We start from the raw sequence: 19,608 nt of genomic DNA on the forward strand, positions 1-19,608 counted from the left end.
ACAAAGGAATTCCCGATGAATTTTATATTAAAAATAGGAGTGAGTGAAAATGGCATATTTATTACAAGTTGATTTTCCGTTTGAAGGTCCTTTTGGTGAAGAAATGGAAAAAGGATTTTGGGATTTAGCAAATAGTATTAACGAAGAAGAAGGATTCCACTGGAAAATATGGACTGAGAATGAAGAAACAAAAGAAGCTGGAGGCATTTATATATTTGAAGAAAAACAAGATGCTGAAAAATACGCGGAAATGCACAAGAGCAGACTTGAAGCAGCTGGTGTTAAAGATATTAGAGTAAGAATTTTTAACATCAATGAAAAATTAACGGAACTGAATCGTGGGTATATTAAATAATTTCGACAGTTGGAGCAAGCGTAAAAAGGAGGGGGATAATCCCCTCTTTTTTTAATTCTTAAATTGATGGTAAGGGGGCTCACATAAAAAATAATCAATTATAAAAGTGATTTTGAACGTAAGGAATTTGTAAGGAAGAGGTAAGAAAAAAGAGATTTTCCTTGTGTAAGATGAAAATGGAAAGAAGAGTGAGAGGAGAAAAATACTATATATTTCTATAAAAAACAAATCAATTAATAAGACTTGTTTGGAGGAAAAGAGACATTACAGATTCAATGTCGTCCTTTTGCAGTGGGTTAAGAAGAAAGCTGTGTGATTAGTTCCAAACAGCAAATAACCATTTATACAATATGAATAGGGGAGAGGATTATTTTGATGAAAAAGCATCGTCAAATTACATGTACAGGTTTAGCCCTTTTAATAACTGGAGGTTCCCTGTTTTATACAACTCCAACCTCAAGTGTAAAAGCGGAGTCCATTCAAAATGTATCTAGTTCGTTACAAACAAGCAACCAAAGAAATCGAAATTCCGTCAAAGAGGCCATGCGGGATACATTGAAACTTGGATATCCAGGGATACTTGCTAAAACTTCTGAGGGTGGAAAAACATGGAGTTATGCGGCTGGTGTAGCTGATCTGAGTAACAAGAAAGCAATGAAAACAGATTTTCGTTTTCGGATTGGCAGCGTGACAAAGACGTTCACTGCAACAGTTGTGCTTCAATTAGCAGGAGAAAACCGCCTAAATCTAGACGATTCTATTGAAAAATGGTTGCCTGGTGTCATTCAAGGGAATGGATATGATGATAAACAAATTACTATCCGGCAATTATTGAATCACACAAGTGGTATCGCTAATTACACAAGGTCAAAGGATTTTAATATGATGGATACAAAAAAATCCTATACTGCTGAAGGATTAGTAAAGATGGGAATATCCATGCCTCCAGATTTTGCTCCAGGAAAGAGCTGGTCGTATTCAAATACAGGATATGTATTACTAGGAATTCTTATTGAAAAAGTAACTGGGAACAGCTATGCGGAAGAGATTGAAAATCGAATTATTGAACCACTTGAATTAGCGAATACATTCTTACCTGGAAATTCAAGCGTCATTCCAGGAACCAAGCATGCCCGTGGATATATCCAATTAGACGGAGCAAGTGAGCCGAAAGATGTTACTTATTATAACCCAAGTATGGGGAGCTCGGCCGGAGATATGATTTCTACAGCTGATGATTTAAACAAATTCTTTTCTTATTTACTTGGGGGCAAATTATTGAAAGAACAGCAACTAAAGCAAATGCTTACAACAGTCCCTACAGGAGTAGATGAGCTTGGCGATTCCGGGCTTGGAATTTTCAAAATGAAGCTTTCAAACGGTGAATCGATATGGGGGGATGGAGGAACCATTCCTGGCTTTTTAACTTTTGCTGGGGGCACACTTGGAGGCAAGCATACATTGGCCGTCAATTTAAACAGTATTAAAGCTGATAGTCCTGATCCTTTTAAAAATATTTTACTTGCTGAATTTAGCAAGTAGGTCAAAGAGGAGAACGGATAAATTTTATCATATTTTCATAGTGGAACAAACAAATGATGAAAACGGTCACTTATCTAAGGAGGTAATTCCGTGATGAAAAATAAGCTAACTGGTGTGTTAGCCACTGCATTAGCGGTAACTATGATTCTACCAACAGGAGTGAAAGCATTTTCTGAAAGTGAGACTACAGTTGTAACTGGTGAAGAAGTAGCTAGTCAGGAACTGAAGAAGATTGCAGCAGAGAAGGCGGAGCTACTTACAAAGTCTTATGAAGCGAATAGCGTGCAGTATGCGCTAATTGATAATGGAAAACTTATTTTGTCGGGTCAGGCTGGCAAGAATGATTTGGAAGGGGAAAAGCCGCTAACCAAAGATACTCAATATGGGATTGGTTCAGTCAGTAAAATGTATGCAACAGCGGCTGTAATGAAATTGGTCGATGAAGGAAAAGTCGATTTAGATGCTCCTGTTGTCCGCTATGTTCCTGATTTTAAGATGAAAGACGGTCGATATAAACGTATTACACCACGTATGTTATTGAACCACTCCTCTGGATTGCAAGGTTCTACGTTAGGTAATGCATTTTTATTTAACGATAATGATACCTATGCCCATGATACCTTGTTACAACAATTGTCAAATCAAAACTTGAAGGCGGACCCTGGTGCTTTCTCGGTATACTGTAACGATGGCTTTACGCTGGCCGAAATTTTGGTGGAAAGAGTTAGTGGTATGGGCTTTACCGAATATCTACATCAAAGCTTTACAGGACCCTTAAAGATGAATCATACGAAAACGCCGCAGGACAAATGGAGGGATGAAAATCGGGCTGGACTATATTTCCCGGCGTACCAAGGACAACTTCCAATTGAATCGGTGAATGTTATTGGTACGGGAGGCATATCTTCTACGGCAGAAGATATGGTGCGATTCTCACAACTATTTATGGGACAGGGAAAAGGAATCCTCTCTGATAAGGTAGTCAAGGCGATGGAGCAAGATGAATATAAAAAAGGAATGTGGCCGGGGGATGGTGATAATATTTTTAACTATGGTCTTGGCTGGGATAGTGTGAAACTATACCCATTCAGTGAATATGGGATCAAAGCTTTGACTAAGGGCGGCGATACGGCACTGCAACATGCTATATTAGTCGTGCTTCCGGAACAGAAAATAGCAGCGGCTGTATTGTCATCTGGTGGACGGAGCTCTACAAATCAACTAATGGCAACTGAATTGCTACTCGCCACGCTTAAAGAAAAAGGTACTATTAAGGACATCAAGCCGAACAAATCCTTTGGCAAGCCGGTCAAAGTCAAAATGCCTCAAGGCGTAGCAAAGAAAGCTGGATTTTATGGTAATAGCGAAACTCATTTCAAGATTGAAATTACGAAGAACGGTGAACTATTCTTACCATCTAATCCACAAGAAAAATATGTATATACTGCTGATGGAAGCTTTATTAATGAGGGGGGTACTTCCAAGCTCAACTTCGTAACCGAGAAGAATGGAAGAACTTATTTGAAGGAGAGCGCATATAAATCGCATCCAGGTTTAGGGCAAAGTGTGATGACCCACTATTTAGCTGAGAAACTAGAAGACAACGTGCTTTCGAAGAAAACCGCTGCTGCATGGGCAAAGAGGGAAGGTGTCAAGTTTTATCTTGTGAACGAGAAATTTAGTTCTATTCAATATCTCGTTCAACCGAAACTTCTTAGTACTCAAATTACTCGCAAGGAAGGCCCAGCAGGCTATTGGGATGGCAGAAAAATTACAGGTCCGAACACCGCGGTGCATCAGATCCAAGTACCCGTGATGAATGGTCGTGATACGACGGAAACGCATTTCTATACAGAAGGCGGCAATGAATATATGGAGATGGCTGGATTGTTATACGTAAGTGAATCTAATGTAAAACCAATTGATGTAGGCCAATCATCCAAAGTTACGTTGGATGCAAATGGACATGCGAAATGGTTTACAATTCCACAAGCGGCAACAGACAAAAGGATGACCGTAACGCTGCCATCAAATGGTTCATTTGCGGTGTATGATGAGAAGGGAGTTTGCGTCAACTTCACCATTGTGAGTGGCAATAACAAGGTGGAACTTCCGAAGAACGGAACAATCGTATTCGCTGGGGCACCGAAATCGGAATTTGCAATCTCGGTGAACTAGCTATAATTTAAGATGATCTTAAACAAAACCAGTACGGTACAGAAAAGATGTATTACTGGTTTTGTTTGTATTTATGCATTCTCAATGAAAAAACTTGAATAATATCACTCTCAAGCACTATAAAAACATCAAAACTAGAAAATTAGTATCTCTAGAAGATGTACAGTTTTTTGGGAGTTGAATAATTTTAACAGCGTAGAGAGATTAAATTTCTACTCTTTTTCTTCTTAATTGGGGTACGACCTCAATTAAGAAGGTTTCTTCAATTAATAGAAATGTATGTACATACACATTGTATTTTCATTCCATAACTTTTAAAATTTTGTTCACGATAGTTTGATATTGTAAAAAAAGAAAATATGTGGCACGACATCACTTTGTTTTTTATATAGCTTTGTAATTAAACTATAGTATTATATTTTTTCTTCATTATTGAAATTAGTAATAATAAAATGTATTATTGAAAAGCACAATTTATAATTCAAGTAATCAAGCATATGTACCTATAATAATTTGAACATTCAGAAATTATAATATTGTCTAAAAACGAGGTGAGATTCATAGAAACAGTACATATTAAGTGGTATGGCATGTATAGTATAAATGACTTTTATAATAGGGAAGAAGCTTCTAAGAAGGGGATATTTGCAATCTCTAGAGTATATGCTAAGAATGTAACATTGCTCTATATAGGACAAACCAAAAGAAGCTTTATACAAAAGATAAGAGAACTTAATAAAGAGTGGACTTTTGATGAGAGCGAATTAAAGATTACATTAGGAATAATAGAATTTCCTAGTGGTGAAATTTACTCTGAAAAGAAGGTAAAAGAGATAAAATCTCTTTTGATTTTACGACATACCCCATTAGAAAACGAAACATCTTTATTATACTATAGAGGGAAATTTAATTTAAAAATTATAAATAAGGGAAGAAGAGGCTTAATTGTTAAAAAGCTTTCTACAGGAGATCTAATGTGGACGTAATTGGAATCACCTTTGAATAAAATTGAAGGTTTCTTAAGTGCAGAAGCTTATCAATTTTTAATGTATTAAACTATTTTGAATAACATATGTCAGATACTTGAAAAAACACAAATTATATTATGATATGAAATCCTGTATGGAAAGTGTAGTTTATTTCTATTGTTTAATAAAAATATTAAGAATTTTAGGGATAATACATAAAGAGTAGAGGAGAAAGTAAAAACGGAGGTTTGAAGAATGGGACAAGTAAGCAGATTTCAAGAAAAACAACAGAATCGTCGTCAAAAGGCAATTTTTAATATTGCATTTACTTTGGTATTAGTGACAGTTGGTATAGTGACATACCAGTTGTTTACCCCTTCTAATACATCAAAGAAAGCAATTGCTCAAGAAAAGAAAGTAACAAAGATAGAAGAGAAGAAAACTGAAGATAAAGAAGCAACAAAGATAGAAGAGAAGAAAACCGAAGATAAAGAAACAGCAAAGATAGAAGAGAAGAAAACTGAAGATAAAGAAATGGCAAAGATAGAAGAGAAGAAAACTGAAGATAAAGAAATGGCAAAGATAGAAGAAAAGAAAAGCGAAGATAAAGAAGCAGCACAGTTAGAAGGGAAACAAAAAGTAGAAAAATCGGTAAAAACGAACGGAACTGAAAATAAAGAGGAAGAAAAAACGGTATCTCAAGAAAAGGATCCTCAAACTAATCCTTCATGGAAGCCAATTGGTACAGAGCAAGGAGCAAAACCTGATATGAAATTTAAAGAAGGAACAGTAGATTGGAGTGAGATGAAAAAAGCAATCTCTTATGCTGTTGATGTTCCAGAGAGCCAATTGATTTTCGATTTTATTGGAAATAATGGTAATAATAAAGCCTACGGTAATGTACGAGATAAACAAAGTAATAAAAAATATAAGGTTAATATTGATTGGGTAGAGAATCAGGGGTGGAAACCAGCATCTGTACAAGTGGTAAAATAAATAATAGAAATGTAATTATGTGCTTAAAAGTTTACTCTTGTAAAAACTCATAAAAGAGTTTGTTTCAATCAGGACTCTTTTTGTTATGTTGACAGGATTAATTACTCAGGCTCAATTGTGAGATCCAGATGCAGACAAAGTTTGAAGTTTATTAAAATTTACCTGATTTAGTGCTTCGAGAGGTTCAAAATTGCATTTTTAAAGCACTAAATAATTAATGCTACCTTTTGAAATATTTTTGGTCTCATTTCATTAGAAACAATTCCGTCTATATAACTAAAAAATGTATTATAATATCTATTGAACATATGAATAGGATAACAATTACCTGCTGTTAGCAAGTTGCAGTATATCTAATGAAAAGATCACTTGTTTCTAAGACAAGTGATCTTTTTATATACATTTCCTTTGCTATTTTTGAAATTGAATAGATATTTCAATCTGTGTAATTACAATAGACTTGATTAAAATTAAAACTGCAACAAGGATAATACCGTCCATATTTGTAGTAAGAAATATATATATAATATCTTAATGCAAGGTTGGCCTATATTCTATGAAGATATTAAAAGATTATAGGAAACACTGAGAAACCGGAATTATTTTTATTACAATATTTATGCATATTTAGGTCTAAATAGCTGGGTATTAGCTAAGAAACTTGAGATATTAGACTCCTATTAAGTTAAAAATGGCCTTAAGTATATTTCCCATAAAGAAAATTATGTAAATAAGCTGTCCATATGGGCAGCTTATTGTATTTTTTGGTTTAGCTTGTTTTTTTTCGAAGTGCTGGCGGTTCCTCTACAAGTATTCTTGCATTTAAATTATTTTTAATATATTATATTTATATGGTTATATAGAAATGGACGTATACAAAAAGACTCAAATTTATTAATAAGATTTAAGTCCTTTTCAAAGATAAAAAGATTGTACCGAAATGGAATAAAACTTATACTTTTCTTTTTAATATGTATCTAGTAAAAAGACATTTTTCATCAATAAAATTGTATTTTCAATATAAACGGAAGTTTATTTATTTTCAATGATAGGAAATAGTGGGGCTAGAACATAGAGGAACAAGGAAACATATAGAGAAATCTGAAGAACCTGAAAACTATTGTATGTAGTTTGTTCATCTCAAGTACAATAAAAGAGTCTTACCTCTGTAGGCAAGACTCCACTAGTGTAGCTGTATAATATTTACATATCAACTAAAAAACAGAAACCATATAACACCAAGTAGCAGAATCCTAATATTCCTCCTACAGCTAATACTTGTTTAAACCAACTCTTAAATTTTATATTACTGTAAATATCTTGAACTTTTTCCATATTTCCTCCTATTAAGGCGAACCCTTAAAGACTCTCACTTCGTTATGGTACCATTAAAGAATGGCTAATAGAGGTCAAATATTGTCAAAACGTATAAATATGCAATATTGCATACAGAAATGTATTGTTACAAATGTAAGCGTTTACTATAATAAGTGTATAAAGTTTAATCACATCCCAGTACTAACAAAAGAGGAGGAAATAATATGGAAATCGCAATGGCAGTTTTAAAATTTATAGGTGGAGCAATCCCATTAGTTCAAGAGCTTCTAAAAGCATTTATGTAAATTCACTATTTAGCAATTATTTATAAAAATTATCATTCGTATGAGTAAAGCCCCTTTAACAATATTAGGGGGCTTTTTAAATTTCTACATATTTAAGGTTACGTCACATCAATATCAAGTTAAAAGTAAATTTTAAGAATAAACCTATAGAGGATATTTTATAGTGAATCAAGATCCTTTTACAAAGTTGTAGGCATTAAACTCCTACGGCTTTTATTATACTTTATTGAAGTAAAAAGTCTCTTCAGATTATCTCTCCGTTTCAAAAAACTCAATCCACTCCCCATCAGGACCAGCGAAGAATATGTAACGTGTTCCATCTGGTAATGTTTCGATTTCTTCTCCTAGTAAAAAGGTTACTGCGTGTTTCTTTAGTCTCTCGATTTCATCTTCTAATGAATCTACCTTAAAGCAAATGTGATGTACTTTTCCTTCTGCTGGCAAGGAAGAATTGTAGCCTTCAATTAATTCGAGTATCGTTTCTTTCGATTCTTCCACACCTAAAAAAGCGAGTTTTAAGTCTGGATTCGGGTGCCCCATAAGTTGAAGGAGCTGTAAGCCGACTACTTCTTCATAAAATGAGATAGATGCTTCTAAGTTTGCAACCATAAGTCCTACGTGTTCAATTCTTCTAACTGGCATGTAGATTCCTTCTTTCTGAAAATTATATACAATATATTATTGAAAATTAAGAAAATAAGCAAGATAAAAACCTTACAAATTTTAGCGTGTTGTATGGTATAGTGAGAAAGTATGTTTGGGGAGAAGGAAGGAGATTATACGATGAATACACCTACTCAAACTCCTTCATTATCAGAAACGATGAAAGAGTGGCATTATGCATTAGCATATGAAATTAAACATTGGAAAACGATAGGTGGTAGTAAAATTTCTATCATGAACGGTCGTTTTTTATATACAGATTATGAGAATACAGTGTATGTATTTCAGCTTATTTCGGAAGTAAGCTTACCTGAAGGTTCACCAATTCGAATTGAGTTCGATGGTGAGGAAGCGACAGGAGAAGTATTATCTGTACATGGATTAGAAATAGAACTGAAATTAAATGATTATATACAAGGTGAAATAAGAGAAGCGGTTTTATACAGTGAACCGTGGCAACTTTTAGAGCAACTGCAAGAGCGATTGAAAGAAGCACGTAAAGATAAGCTAAAACGTAATCGTATAAAGCGTCTCGTTGATGGGACGAGCAGTCCGAAACATATTGAGAAGATGAAAAATCCGAAAAATGAACTGGCATATCGCGCATTTTACAATCCGACAACGTACGTATGGGGACCACCTGGAACAGGGAAGTCTTACAATTTATCACGTATTATTTCGGCTCATTATCAAAAAGGAAAATCGGTACTTGTGTTAGCTCATAGTAACGCGGCAGTAGACGTATTAATGAGTGAAGTAACGAAGCAAATTGAAAAGAAAAAGAAATGGACGCCTGGCGAAATTGTTCGTTACGGTTATAGTCAGCATGAACATATACGAAATCATGAAACGTTACTTGCATCGAAATTAGTTGAAACGACGAACGGATCATGGGGTGAGGAAAGACTCTACTTAGAAGAGACACGCCAAGATCTTCGTGAAAAAATCTTATCGTATAAAGCAACATCTGCTGATAAGAAGCGTATACAAGAGATTGAAAGTGAGCTTCGAAAGCAAAAGGCGAAAATTAAAGAAGTAGAAAAAGAATATATTGAAAATGCGAAAGTAATTGGTGCAACTTTATCGAAATGTGCCATTGATTCACTTATTTATGAGCGTACATTCGATTTAGTTGTCGTAGATGAAGTGAGTATGGCGTTCGTTCCGCAAATCGCATTAGCTGCTTCACTTGGGAAACGTATCGTCGTTTGCGGTGACTTTTTACAGTTACCTCCAATTGCGATGGCGAACCATGAACTCGTTCGCAAATGGCTTGGGGAAGATATGTTTTACCATGCTGGGATTGTTGAGTCTGTTAATAAATCAGAAGCACACCCAAACCTATTTATGTTGCAGGAACAAAGACGTATGCATGCGGATATATCGAAGTTTACGAATTCGTTTATTTATAAAAATAGAGTATACGATCATCCGTCTGTTTCAGAGCGTAAAGAACTTGCGCAATTGCAGCCGTTCGCAAATGAAGCGAGTGTTTTATTTGATACGAGCCAAATGGGAGCTTTTTCGTTAAAAGATGCTGCTTCTGGTTCCCGTTTTAACATTATGTCTGGTTTAGTAGCGATGCAAATGATGTTAATCGGATTGTTAGACGGTGTTCAGTCGATTGGTGTTGTGACACCTTACAGGGCGCAGTCACGCTTTTTATCGACGTATATTAGAGAAATGTTGCAGAGAACGAAATATCAAAACATACCAGTTTTAGCGGCGACAGTTCATAAGTTTCAAGGTTCTGAAAGAGATATGATGATCTTTGATACGGTTGACAGTTATCCGCAAGAACGACCTGGCGTGTTATTCTTTGACCATAAAAATCATCGCCTCGTCAATGTAGCAGTGACAAGGGCGAGAGGGAAGTTCATTCAATTATCAGATTGCCATTATATGCGTAAAAATCTTTCTAGAAAACAAGCGTTATCACAATTAACAGCTCATATAGAACGTCACGGAGATGTGTATGATCGCACGACATCAAGACAATTGTGGGAACGGAAAATTTCGAAACGTTTACGCTGGTTTATGGAAATGAATCTTGAAGAGCCGAAAGGGCTATTAAAAGATATTTTAGCCGCAAAACGAAAAATTATTATTTCACTGCCAAGTACGAAACAAGTAGATAAACGAGTATGGCAAGCGTTAATGCGTACAAATGCACAAATAACAGTTTATAGTGATGGACCAGTTCCGCTGAAAAATGTAAAGTTACAAAGACAAAATAAAGCATTCCCATTCTTAGTAATTGATGATGAAATCTTCTGGGCAGGCGCACCGCTTACATCTCAAATGATATTTGAAGGTAGTACGGAATTTCCGTACGTATGTGCAAGACTGCAAGCACCTGAGACAATTGGTGTATTAAAAGGATTTTTAGATATTCGGTAAATTCGGATAGGAATTCCTTGACTTTTACTTGGAATGAACTTAGAATAAAAAATAATTTAATATAATTTTATGAAAATTCTTATCACGAGAGGTGGAGGGACTGGCCCTATGATACCTCGGCAGCGGATTCGTTATGAATACTGTGCCAATTCCAGCAAGGTAACTTGAAAGATAAGAAAGAAGCTCATTTTGACTGTATATACAGAAGCCTCTTTCTATCTTTTAGAAAGAGGCTTTTTTACGTGAAAATAAAAGGAGGAAGAACAATGGGAGCGACAGGAGTAACGTCACAAAGAAAAACAATTGAAGAGAGTATCGAAAGAAATAAGGAAAAGTACATAGAAACAAGTCATGATATTCATGCGAATCCAGAGATTGGTAACCAAGAGTTTTACGCATCTAGGACGTTAAGTTTATTGCTAGGCAGTGCAGGATTTCAGTTGCAGCACAATATAGCTGGACATGAAACGGGGTTTATTGCGCGAAAAAGTTCTGGAAAGCAAGGACCGGCAATTGCATTTTTAGCGGAGTACGACGCTTTACCAGGACTCGGTCATGCGTGTGGTCACAATTTAATTGGCACAATTAGCGTTGCAGCAGCAATTGCATTATCAGAAACACTTGAAGAAATTGGCGGGGAAGTTGTCGTGTTTGGTACACCAGCAGAAGAAGGTGGGCCAAATGGTAGCGCGAAATCAAGTTATGTAAAGGCAGGTTTATTTAAAGACATTGATGCGGCGCTTATGATTCATCCGAGCGGAAAAACAGCAACAACGAGTCCTTCACTAGCAGTCGATCCACTTGATTTTCATTTTTACGGAAAAACAGCTCACGCTGCAGCTTCGCCGGAAGAAGGGATTAATGCATTAGATGCGGTTATTCAGCTCTATAACGGTATAAACGCACTTCGCCAACAACTTCCGGCAGACGTGAGAATTCATGGCGTCATTACAGAAGGCGGAAAAGCACCTAACATTATTCCTGACTATGCCGCGGCTAGGTTCTTCATCCGTGCAGCAACGCGAAAAAGATGCGCGGAAGTAACAGAAAAAGTAAGAAACATTGCTGAGGGAGCAGCGTTAGCAACAGGTGCAAAAGTAAAAATCCATCAATTCCAAAATGAAATCGATGAATTACTCGTAACAAAAACATATAACGATATCGTAGCGGAAGAACTAGAACTATTAGGTGAAGATGTAAATCGTAAAGAAAGAGTAGGGATTGGTTCAACCGACGCAGGAAACGTCAGCCAAGTTGTGCCGACAATTCATCCGTACATTAAAATTGGTCCAGATGACTTAATTGCGCATACGAATGAATTTAGAGAAGCAGCACGTTCAGAACTAGGAGATAAAGCATTAATTACATCGGCAAAAGCATTAGCGAATACAGCGTATCGATTAATTACAGAAGAAGGGTTGTTAGAGAAGGTGAAGGAGGAGTTTAGGGAGACACAGAGGAATCAAGGGTAAGGGATTAAGGTGCTTTTTTCGAATAGCAATCGAATTAATAAGTAGAGATATAAAAAGAACATTGAAAAATCAATGTTCTTTTTTGTTTGCTAGTCATTGATTTTGTTGGTTTTTCTCAAGAAAGAGAAAATTTTACTGTTAGTGAGGATAATAATACGTATCCCTTTATTAGAATGACAATTTCTCCTCGAACTCACTCTTTAAAACAATTAAAGGAGATGATAATCCGAATTGCATTAACGAGTCTAAAAACGCAGCGAGGGAATCCATCGAATCGCTCATGACCTTCATCATATAATTAAATTCCCCGCTAATTCGATATAAATCAGTTACTTCAGGAGCGGCATTACAATATTGGATGAAATCAGAGCATTGGCTCGTTTTAAACATGATGAATGCTTGAATGCTTTTATTAATTTTGGAAGGCTCAAATTTCGTTCGGTAAGCCGCTATAACTCCTTGATCTTCAAGTTTATTCATACGCTCCTTTACAGCAGGTTGCGTCATGGATATAATCCGTCCTATTTCTGAAACAGAAATTCTCGCATTTTCATACAACAAGTTCATAATCTTATGATCGATTTCATCCAGTTTTACTGTGTTTTGCATTGTGTAGCCTCCTTATTTTATTTTCTAAAGTGAATCACAAATTATAACTATAATATCATAAGTGAACGAACTAAATTACCTATAAATCTGTATTTAAAATGTTTGGTTTTTGCATGAAAATATAAGTATAGGATTTATCAAAAGGGAATTTAGGAAGGTTGGAAATATATGAAGAATCTTGATGGGAAAGTAGCGTTAGTAACAGGGGCGAGTCGAGGAATTGGTCGTGCGATTGCGATGAGATTGGCAAACGACGGTGCATTAGTTGCGATTCACTACGGCCGAAATAAGGCAGCTGCAGATGAAACAATTAGTGAGATTGAATCTAATGGAGGAAAAGCATTCTTAATTGAAGCAGAACTCAATTCAATGGATGGTGTCAAACAGTTAGTAGAACAATTGAAGAATGAATTACAAATAAGAGTTGGTACATCAGAGATTGATATTTTAGTAAACAATGCAGGGATAGGTACACAAGGGACGATTGAAAATACGACAGAAGAAATTTTTGATGAAATTATGGCCGTAAATATTAAGGCGCCATTCTTTTTAATTCAGCAAACATTACCGTTACTACGAGTAGAAGGGCGCGTTATTAACATTTCATCAGCGGAAGTAAGACTTGGTTTTACAGGGTCCATTGCATACGGTTTAAGTAAAGGTGCACTAAATACGATGACACTTCCTCTAGCTAAACATCTTGGAGAAAGAGGTATAACAGTGAATACAATTATGCCTGGATATACGAAGACAGATATAAATGCGAAATTGCTAGATGATCCGGAAATACGAAATTTTGCTACGAATTCATCTGTGTTCGAACGAATAGGGCAAGTTGAAGATATTGCAGATGCAGTAGCATTCCTTGCTTCTGCTGATAGCCGCTGGATAACAGGGCAGATTTTAGATGTTTCTGGAGGGTTTTGTTTATAGGGGCACTGCTCCATACCCATCAAGCTAATCAAGTAAATTACTAGATATGAAACGATCCTTGTTTCATATCTGGTAATTTATAGAAAGATAGGCATGCTAAAGAAGTCTATTAAAACGTGATTTTTTGGCTAGGCAACTTGAATAAGGGGGCATTTCTTTTTCTTAAGTTGATGGGTATGTATGGTGACCTCTATTAGACGATAGTGAATTAACAATTTCGGGGTTCAGTTCAACTTTATTCAAAATAAGATTTTTTTTGCAGTCAATGTTAGTGGAACTTTTTTAAACAAACTTTTTTCTAAATTAACATAAATACTTGTAATATTTAAATTAGTACTATATAGTTCTAGTTATGACAAAGGTAAAATTAATGAATCAAAAACGTGTGATTGAAGTAGCTGCAACATTATTTTTAGAAAAAGGGTTTGCTTATACAAGTATGGATGAATTAGTACGTGTAAGCAAAGTTTCAAAGTCTAATGTGTATTATCACTTTTCTAATAAGGAAGTATTATTAGAAGCGGTCGTTGATTATTGGATTGAAATGTATCAATCTGCAATTGATGACGTACTTTCTCAGAACCAATTTTTAGTTGAAGATCGTATCCAACTGTTTTTAAAGCAATTATCACAAGGAGTTCAGTCGAGAGAGTATAAGGGGAGCTGTCCATTTATTACTCTTTATATTCAAAGTCCTAAACAGGCCACGCAAATAAAAGAAAAAATAGGTCTTTTTTTTACAGGATTACAAAAGAAAGTTTCTCTATTACTTAAACAAGGGGTAGAGAATGGAGAATTTAGAAATACGATTCATATTGATGAGGTTGCATCACTTTTTATTACAAATCTTGAAGGAGCGTTATTTATTTCAGAAACATTGAAGGATGCAACTGTAATCACGAAAACAGCAGATCATTTTTTAAAATTGCTTCGATAAAAGAAGCATTTTTTTAAAATCAAATTAGTACTGATTAGTACTAAAAGGGGGATTTTATATGAGAACAGTATTTTTAACTGGTGGAACAGGCTTTATTGGACAGCAATTAGTGAAAGAATTAGCCAAAGAGGATGTTAAAATTCTTCTTTTAGTAAGGTCGAAAAGTAAAGCAATACGCCTTTTTCAAGAAAGAGGAAACTTAAAAAAGGAAGTTATGCACTTTATTGAAGGTGATTTGACGAAAATAGATTTAGATCTAAGTGCTGAAGATAAGGAGAGGGTATTGAAAACGGATGTGATTATTCACGCAGGAGGCCCCATGGATATTCAAGCGACAAGTAAAGAGGCAGCTTCCGTATTTTTACATGGTGCCAAACATATTAGTGACTTAGCTAAAAGTATTCATCAATTGAAGGGCTTGCAACAATTTATTCATGTTGTAGGTTATATGAGTCCCTTTAATGATAAAAATAGCAAGATTGCAATTGATGTGTTTCAAGAAGGAAATAATTATTTGAAAATAAAAAATCCATATGAGAGAACAAAATTTTTAGCAGATCTTTATATCCGTCAGCAGGCATCAGCAGTAGGTTATCCGCTTTCTGTAATTAATCCGCCAACTGTAGTCGGTAGTAGTAAAACAGGGAGTACAGAGCAGATAGCAGGATTAGGTTTGCTTGTGATGAGTATGCGAAGAGGGCTCATGCCAATGATTCCTGGAGGTAAGGGATATAGGTTACCACTTATTTCAAACGATGAGCTTGCGAAGTTTATTGTGCAGGTTTTCAGATTAGAGCAACCGACTATTCAAACATATAGACTTGTTGAAGACAAACAGCACGATCAGAACATTGCTGAGTTATTAAGTATTATGTCAGAAAGTATGAATATGAGGGCACCAAAAATCTCTGTCCCAATGCCACTTATGAAAGCAATTATGAATAGTGGAGTAAGTAAAATAACAAAAATTCCTTCTGATGGACTGAATTTTATTACAAAACGAAAATTTTCAAATGTTTCAGCGAAAAAAATTATGGGAGGGGATTGGTTTAAGAAGACGAGTGTAATGAAATTTCTCCCTGCCGTAGTAGCTGATCTGGATTATCGAATGATAGATCAAAATGGCCAGCATAATCATTTATTTAAACGAACATTATGCGATAACACTACCCTTTACCAATTACAAGGAGAGGGTAAACCGTTTATTTTATTACATGGTTTATTGAGTGATGGAGAGGATTTATTTCCTTTAGCACAAGAGCTTCATGAAAAAACTGGTCAACCTGTATGGATCTTGGATCTTCCAGGTTTGGGACGTTCTCCTTTTAAACGAGAGAAAAATCTTCTAGATATCTATTTGAATGTAGTGAAAAAGTTATTGGAGAAAGCTACGAATGGTGCACATCTAATTGGTCATTCATTCGGTGCATTTATTCTTCTGGAAGCATTGGTACAAGAGTACATAGATAAGAAGTATTCAATCACTTTACTTCAGCCACCTGTTGTTAAAAAAAATGCTAAATTGCTAAATGTTCCTCAATTTATGAACAAATGGACATTAAAACTGGCAACTACTAATTTCATAGAGCGATATTTATTAAGTAATGGTTTGTTTGAAAGTATAGAGAGTATCCCTGAACATTATATTGAAAAAATAAGGAGCAGTTTTACTTCTCCTAGAATTTTAAATACTACGGTTCAGCTTAACAGTTTACTACTGAAAAACGATCAAGGTGATTTCAATGAAGTAACAAAGTATAATCTTCACATTATTTGGGGGGATTATGACAGAGGTTATTCTGCTCCATCGCATCTTGGTAAGGTTGATTTTGTTCCATATGGCCATCATTTTCCTCTTAGCCATCCGAGTGAAACGGCAACATTAGTAATGAAAAATAGTAATACTAGCAGATGAGAGTTTGGGATAAATAAAAAGTGTGTAGTAAAATCGTTGTGTTTTTGAAATAAAATCGTACTGTGTGGGGGCCCACCCCATCACTATCAGACTAAGAAACGCAAATACCTCAAAACGAAAAAATGAGCATTTTATTACAAGATAGTACAAAATTTCGTTCTGGGGATGCTATAAAATTTTAGCTTGATGGCGATGTGGTGCTACCCCACATCCATCAACTTAAGGATTTTGTGCTGGTTTAAAATAAAGTTTGGTTAAAAAATCATTCTAAACCCATAATTTCAATGCATATAAAAAGCCATTGTTTTAAACAGTAATTGAACAAAACGATGGCTCTCTTTTATTTTCCAGAACTGTTTTTCATAAAAAAGTCTGATTAATTTAATTTTCCTTATACCACTAACGCACCATTTAGTTTAATAAGAATGAATGGATTTAAACTTTCTTCCAATAAAGTTAGCAGGTACAGGGTTGAGTTCTATTTCTCTTGACCAAACAGAGAGTTGACCAATGTGGTGAATCTCATGAGCAATTATATGATGTAATATTTCCTCAACAGTATATTTATCTTCATCCCAAGCAACACATACAGCTTTCTCTTTTAATTCATCTAAATTTTTTTTGAGAAATTCAGCTATTTCATTCCGGAATCTATCTGAAAGAGATTTAACCCTTTCAAGTGTATCATAATCAGCAAATTCAACTACTATGTCTTCTTTGCCTTGAATACCACGAACCCAACTATATTCAACATCAATAATGTGAAAAAGGGTATATAAAATACTTCCTACTCCTCCAGTTCGCTCTTTTATCAACTCTTCATTTGATAGTTGATTACACCATTCAAACCATTCGTCTCTTACTTGCCAGTTATATTTAAAAAAATTTATCAATGTAAATACTCCCCTATATAATTGTTTATAGCAATAAGAATTAGCTTTTGTCACTAAAACCCCTCTTTTTATTGAAGTAACCTGCCCTGTTAGTTCAATAAAACAAGCTCTAGATAAGTAATCTCGAGCAAAAGCGTTGCACCTTATTAAAACAACACGTCTTTTTTAAACTTCGTGACTTTATTCCAAATCCGTATATAGACTATTTTTGGAGTTAAAAGCACGTTACTATTCTCTTATATTAATGAGAAAGGGTGACGTACTTTTTATGAATATCCACCAAAAACAAGAGTTATCTTTATTTGCCGAAGAGTTATATCGATATATGTCTCCCGCTACACTTAATCAATTAGCTATAGAAGCAGGCGGGATGAAACGAAAACGTAAGTGCCATGGGCACCATTTCTTATCTTTGTGTGTATGGTTAAATCAACAAATCGCTACTACCTCTCTTACTCAACTTTGTAGTCAGTTAGAAACCTCAACAGGAATTTTATTAAGTCCGGAGGGACTTAATCGACGATTTAATTCGGATTCTGTAGCCTTCTTTCGCACTGTATTTACTACACTTCTACAAGCTAAAATTGGAGGTTTATCTAAGATTTCTCATTCTCTTTCAGCTTACTTTGAGCGCATTCGCATCCTTGATTCTACAACCTTCCAAGTTCCAGATCGATTCGCAACTACTTATCCTGGTGCCGGAGGATGCAGTCATAAAGCTGGTGTGCAAATTCAACTAGAGTATGACTTGTTGAGTGGGGAATTTTCTGATGTGGAAATTGAACCAGGAAAACGAAGTGATCAGGCATATAGTGCGACTCGAACAGGCATGGCACAAAAGAATGAACTATATATTCGTGACTTAGGATATTTTCGTCTACAAGACTTTAAGTCTATTCAAGACAAGCAAGGATATTATTTATCACGTCTTAAGTTACCAACTAAAATATACAGAAAAAAGTTCGAAACAGTTGTATTTAAAACAAAGCCCACTCAATTGAGACCGGTATATATACAAATTCATTTGGAAGACATCATGACACAATTACAACCTGGCCAAGTGTATGAATTACATGATGTTTATGTAGGGAGTAAAGACAAACTACCTACTCGCATTGTGGTTTATAGATGTACCGAGGAGCAAAAACAGAAACGCCTACGTGACCGAGCTATTCGCGAAAAGAAAAAAGGAATTACTTATACAGAGCGTACGAAGCTTTTACAAGGTATTACGGTATATATGACAAACATTCCTACGGAATGGGTACCAAAAGAGAAAATTTATGATCTATATTCACTGCGTTGGCAAATTGAGCTGTTATTTAAAATATGGAAATCTTGGTTTCAAATTCATCGTTGTAAATCTATTAAACAAGAACGATTAGAATGTCACCTTTATGGGCAACTCATTAGTATTCTATTATGTTCTTCTACTATGTTTAAAATGCGAGAACTCCTGTTACGGAAGAAACAGAAAGAGCTAAGTGAATATAAAGCGATGTACATAATTAAGGATTATTTTTTACTTTTTTACCAAGCATTACACAAAAACACCCAAGAATTATCAAAGGTTCTCCTTCGTCTGTTTAACCTCCTACAGCACAACGGACGAAAATCTCATCGATATGAGAAAAAGACAGTCTTTGATATTTTGGGTGTTGTGTATGATTATACCACTTCTACTCATCATGTAGCATAGTAAAAAATTGAAGCCTGTCAGGGTTTATTTGATATGCCCACTTTTATAAAATCTATAAAAGATAATAAAAAGCTATATGGAAAGACCGCATTTTGTATAAAAATATACCTTAAGTTGATGGGCATGTGGTGCTACCCCACATCCATCAACTTAAGGATTTAGACTATTTTTGAAGTTAAAAGCACGTTACTATTTTCTTATGTTAATGAGAAAGGGTGACGTGCTTTTTATGAATATGCATCAAAAACAAGAGTTATCTTTATTTGCCGAAGAGCTATATCGATATATGTCTCCCGCTACACTTAATCAATTAGCTATAGAAGCAGGCGGAATGAAACGAAAACGCAAGTGCCACGGGCACCATTTCTTATCTTTGTGTGTATGGTTAAATCAACAAATCGCTACTACCTCTCTTACTCAACTTTG

The 19,608-nt window shown here is 35.2% G+C and carries 15 protein-coding genes, 2 pseudogenes and 1 riboswitch; of the genes and pseudogenes, 13 read left to right on the forward strand and 4 right to left on the reverse strand.

Going from position 1 to position 19,608, the window contains the following annotated elements:
* Positions 1-49: 49 nt before the first annotated feature.
* The 5 genes from BM089_RS18065 (at position 50) to BM089_RS18085 (ending at position 6,039) form a co-directional block, all read left to right on the forward strand.
* Positions 50-355, forward strand: a complete 306-nt coding sequence (locus BM089_RS18065) for a monooxygenase (RefSeq protein WP_016512594.1) — start codon at positions 50-52, stop codon at positions 353-355.
* Positions 356-730: 375 nt separating this feature from the next.
* Positions 731-1,897 (forward strand): serine hydrolase domain-containing protein, encoded by a 1,167-nt coding sequence (locus BM089_RS18070; protein ID WP_090977607.1) that lies wholly within the window; start codon positions 731-733, stop codon positions 1,895-1,897.
* Positions 1,898-1,990: 93 nt separating this feature from the next.
* Positions 1,991-4,075, forward strand: coding sequence for a serine hydrolase domain-containing protein (locus BM089_RS18075; RefSeq protein WP_090977659.1), 2,085 nt, complete (start codon positions 1,991-1,993; stop codon positions 4,073-4,075).
* A gap of 551 nt (positions 4,076-4,626) precedes the next feature.
* The gene (locus tag BM089_RS18080) at positions 4,627-5,061 is read left to right on the forward strand and encodes a hypothetical protein (RefSeq protein WP_002094078.1); all 435 of its coding nucleotides are present in this window, start codon (positions 4,627-4,629) and stop codon (positions 5,059-5,061) included.
* 237 nt (positions 5,062-5,298) lie between these two features.
* Positions 5,299-6,039, forward strand: a complete 741-nt coding sequence (locus tag BM089_RS18085; RefSeq protein ID WP_090977609.1) for a YrrS family protein — start codon at positions 5,299-5,301, stop codon at positions 6,037-6,039.
* Positions 6,040-7,242: 1,203 nt separating this feature from the next.
* On the opposite strand, the gene BM089_RS31785 is transcribed toward BM089_RS18085, so the two are convergent.
* Complete coding sequence (locus BM089_RS31785) at positions 7,243-7,374, reverse strand: hypothetical protein (protein WP_000416932.1); 132 nt, start codon at positions 7,372-7,374, stop codon at positions 7,243-7,245.
* A 99-nt stretch (positions 7,375-7,473) separates the two neighbouring features.
* On the opposite strand from BM089_RS31785, the pseudogene BM089_RS31915 reads away from it, so the two are divergent.
* Positions 7,474-7,661: pseudogene (locus BM089_RS31915) on the forward strand (hypothetical protein).
* A 249-nt stretch (positions 7,662-7,910) separates the two neighbouring features.
* Here BM089_RS31915 and BM089_RS18090 read toward each other — a convergent pair.
* The gene (locus tag BM089_RS18090) at positions 7,911-8,303 is read right to left on the reverse strand and encodes a VOC family protein (protein WP_090977611.1); all 393 of its coding nucleotides are present in this window, start codon (positions 8,301-8,303) and stop codon (positions 7,911-7,913) included.
* Positions 8,304-8,414: 111 nt separating this feature from the next.
* On the opposite strand from BM089_RS18090, the gene BM089_RS18095 reads away from it, so the two are divergent.
* The gene (locus BM089_RS18095) at positions 8,415-10,724 is read left to right on the forward strand and encodes an AAA domain-containing protein (RefSeq protein ID WP_002094077.1); all 2,310 of its coding nucleotides are present in this window, start codon (positions 8,415-8,417) and stop codon (positions 10,722-10,724) included.
* 76 nt (positions 10,725-10,800) lie between these two features.
* Positions 10,801-10,902: riboswitch (SAM riboswitch) on the forward strand.
* An 88-nt stretch (positions 10,903-10,990) separates the two neighbouring features.
* Positions 10,991-12,196, forward strand: a complete 1,206-nt coding sequence (locus BM089_RS18100; RefSeq protein ID WP_072938982.1) for a M20 family metallopeptidase — start codon at positions 10,991-10,993, stop codon at positions 12,194-12,196.
* Between the two features lie 168 nt (positions 12,197-12,364).
* On the opposite strand, the gene BM089_RS18105 is transcribed toward BM089_RS18100, so the two are convergent.
* Positions 12,365-12,805, reverse strand: a complete 441-nt coding sequence (locus tag BM089_RS18105; RefSeq protein WP_001181724.1) for an Lrp/AsnC family transcriptional regulator — start codon at positions 12,803-12,805, stop codon at positions 12,365-12,367.
* A gap of 168 nt (positions 12,806-12,973) precedes the next feature.
* Here BM089_RS18105 and BM089_RS18110 point away from each other — a divergent pair, with 168 nt between their 5' ends.
* The 3 genes from BM089_RS18110 (at position 12,974) to BM089_RS18120 (ending at position 16,590) form a co-directional block, all read left to right on the forward strand.
* Positions 12,974-13,738 (forward strand): SDR family oxidoreductase, encoded by a 765-nt coding sequence (locus tag BM089_RS18110; RefSeq protein ID WP_065229047.1) that lies wholly within the window; start codon positions 12,974-12,976, stop codon positions 13,736-13,738.
* Between the two features lie 370 nt (positions 13,739-14,108).
* The gene (locus tag BM089_RS18115; RefSeq protein WP_001072309.1) at positions 14,109-14,675 is read left to right on the forward strand and encodes a TetR/AcrR family transcriptional regulator; all 567 of its coding nucleotides are present in this window, start codon (positions 14,109-14,111) and stop codon (positions 14,673-14,675) included.
* Between the two features lie 58 nt (positions 14,676-14,733).
* Complete coding sequence (locus BM089_RS18120) at positions 14,734-16,590, forward strand: alpha/beta fold hydrolase (protein WP_090977614.1); 1,857 nt, start codon at positions 14,734-14,736, stop codon at positions 16,588-16,590.
* A 416-nt stretch (positions 16,591-17,006) separates the two neighbouring features.
* Here the strand turns inward: BM089_RS18120 and BM089_RS18125 are convergent, their stop codons facing one another.
* Positions 17,007-17,483 carry a DinB family protein gene (locus BM089_RS18125; protein WP_033667686.1) on the reverse strand — a complete coding sequence of 159 codons (477 nt, stop codon included), beginning with the start codon at positions 17,481-17,483 and terminating at the stop codon, positions 17,007-17,009.
* A 268-nt stretch (positions 17,484-17,751) separates the two neighbouring features.
* On the opposite strand from BM089_RS18125, the gene BM089_RS18130 reads away from it, so the two are divergent.
* Positions 17,752-19,182 carry an IS4 family transposase gene (locus BM089_RS18130; protein WP_139213281.1) on the forward strand — a complete coding sequence of 477 codons (1,431 nt, stop codon included), beginning with the start codon at positions 17,752-17,754 and terminating at the stop codon, positions 19,180-19,182.
* A 229-nt stretch (positions 19,183-19,411) separates the two neighbouring features.
* Positions 19,412-19,608 (forward strand): annotated as a pseudogene (locus BM089_RS18135) (IS4 family transposase); the annotation flags it as partial.

This window comes from Bacillus sp. 5mfcol3.1 (assembly GCF_900114335.1).
GTDB classification, from domain to species: domain Bacteria; phylum Bacillota; class Bacilli; order Bacillales; family Bacillaceae_G; genus Bacillus_A; species Bacillus_A thuringiensis_S.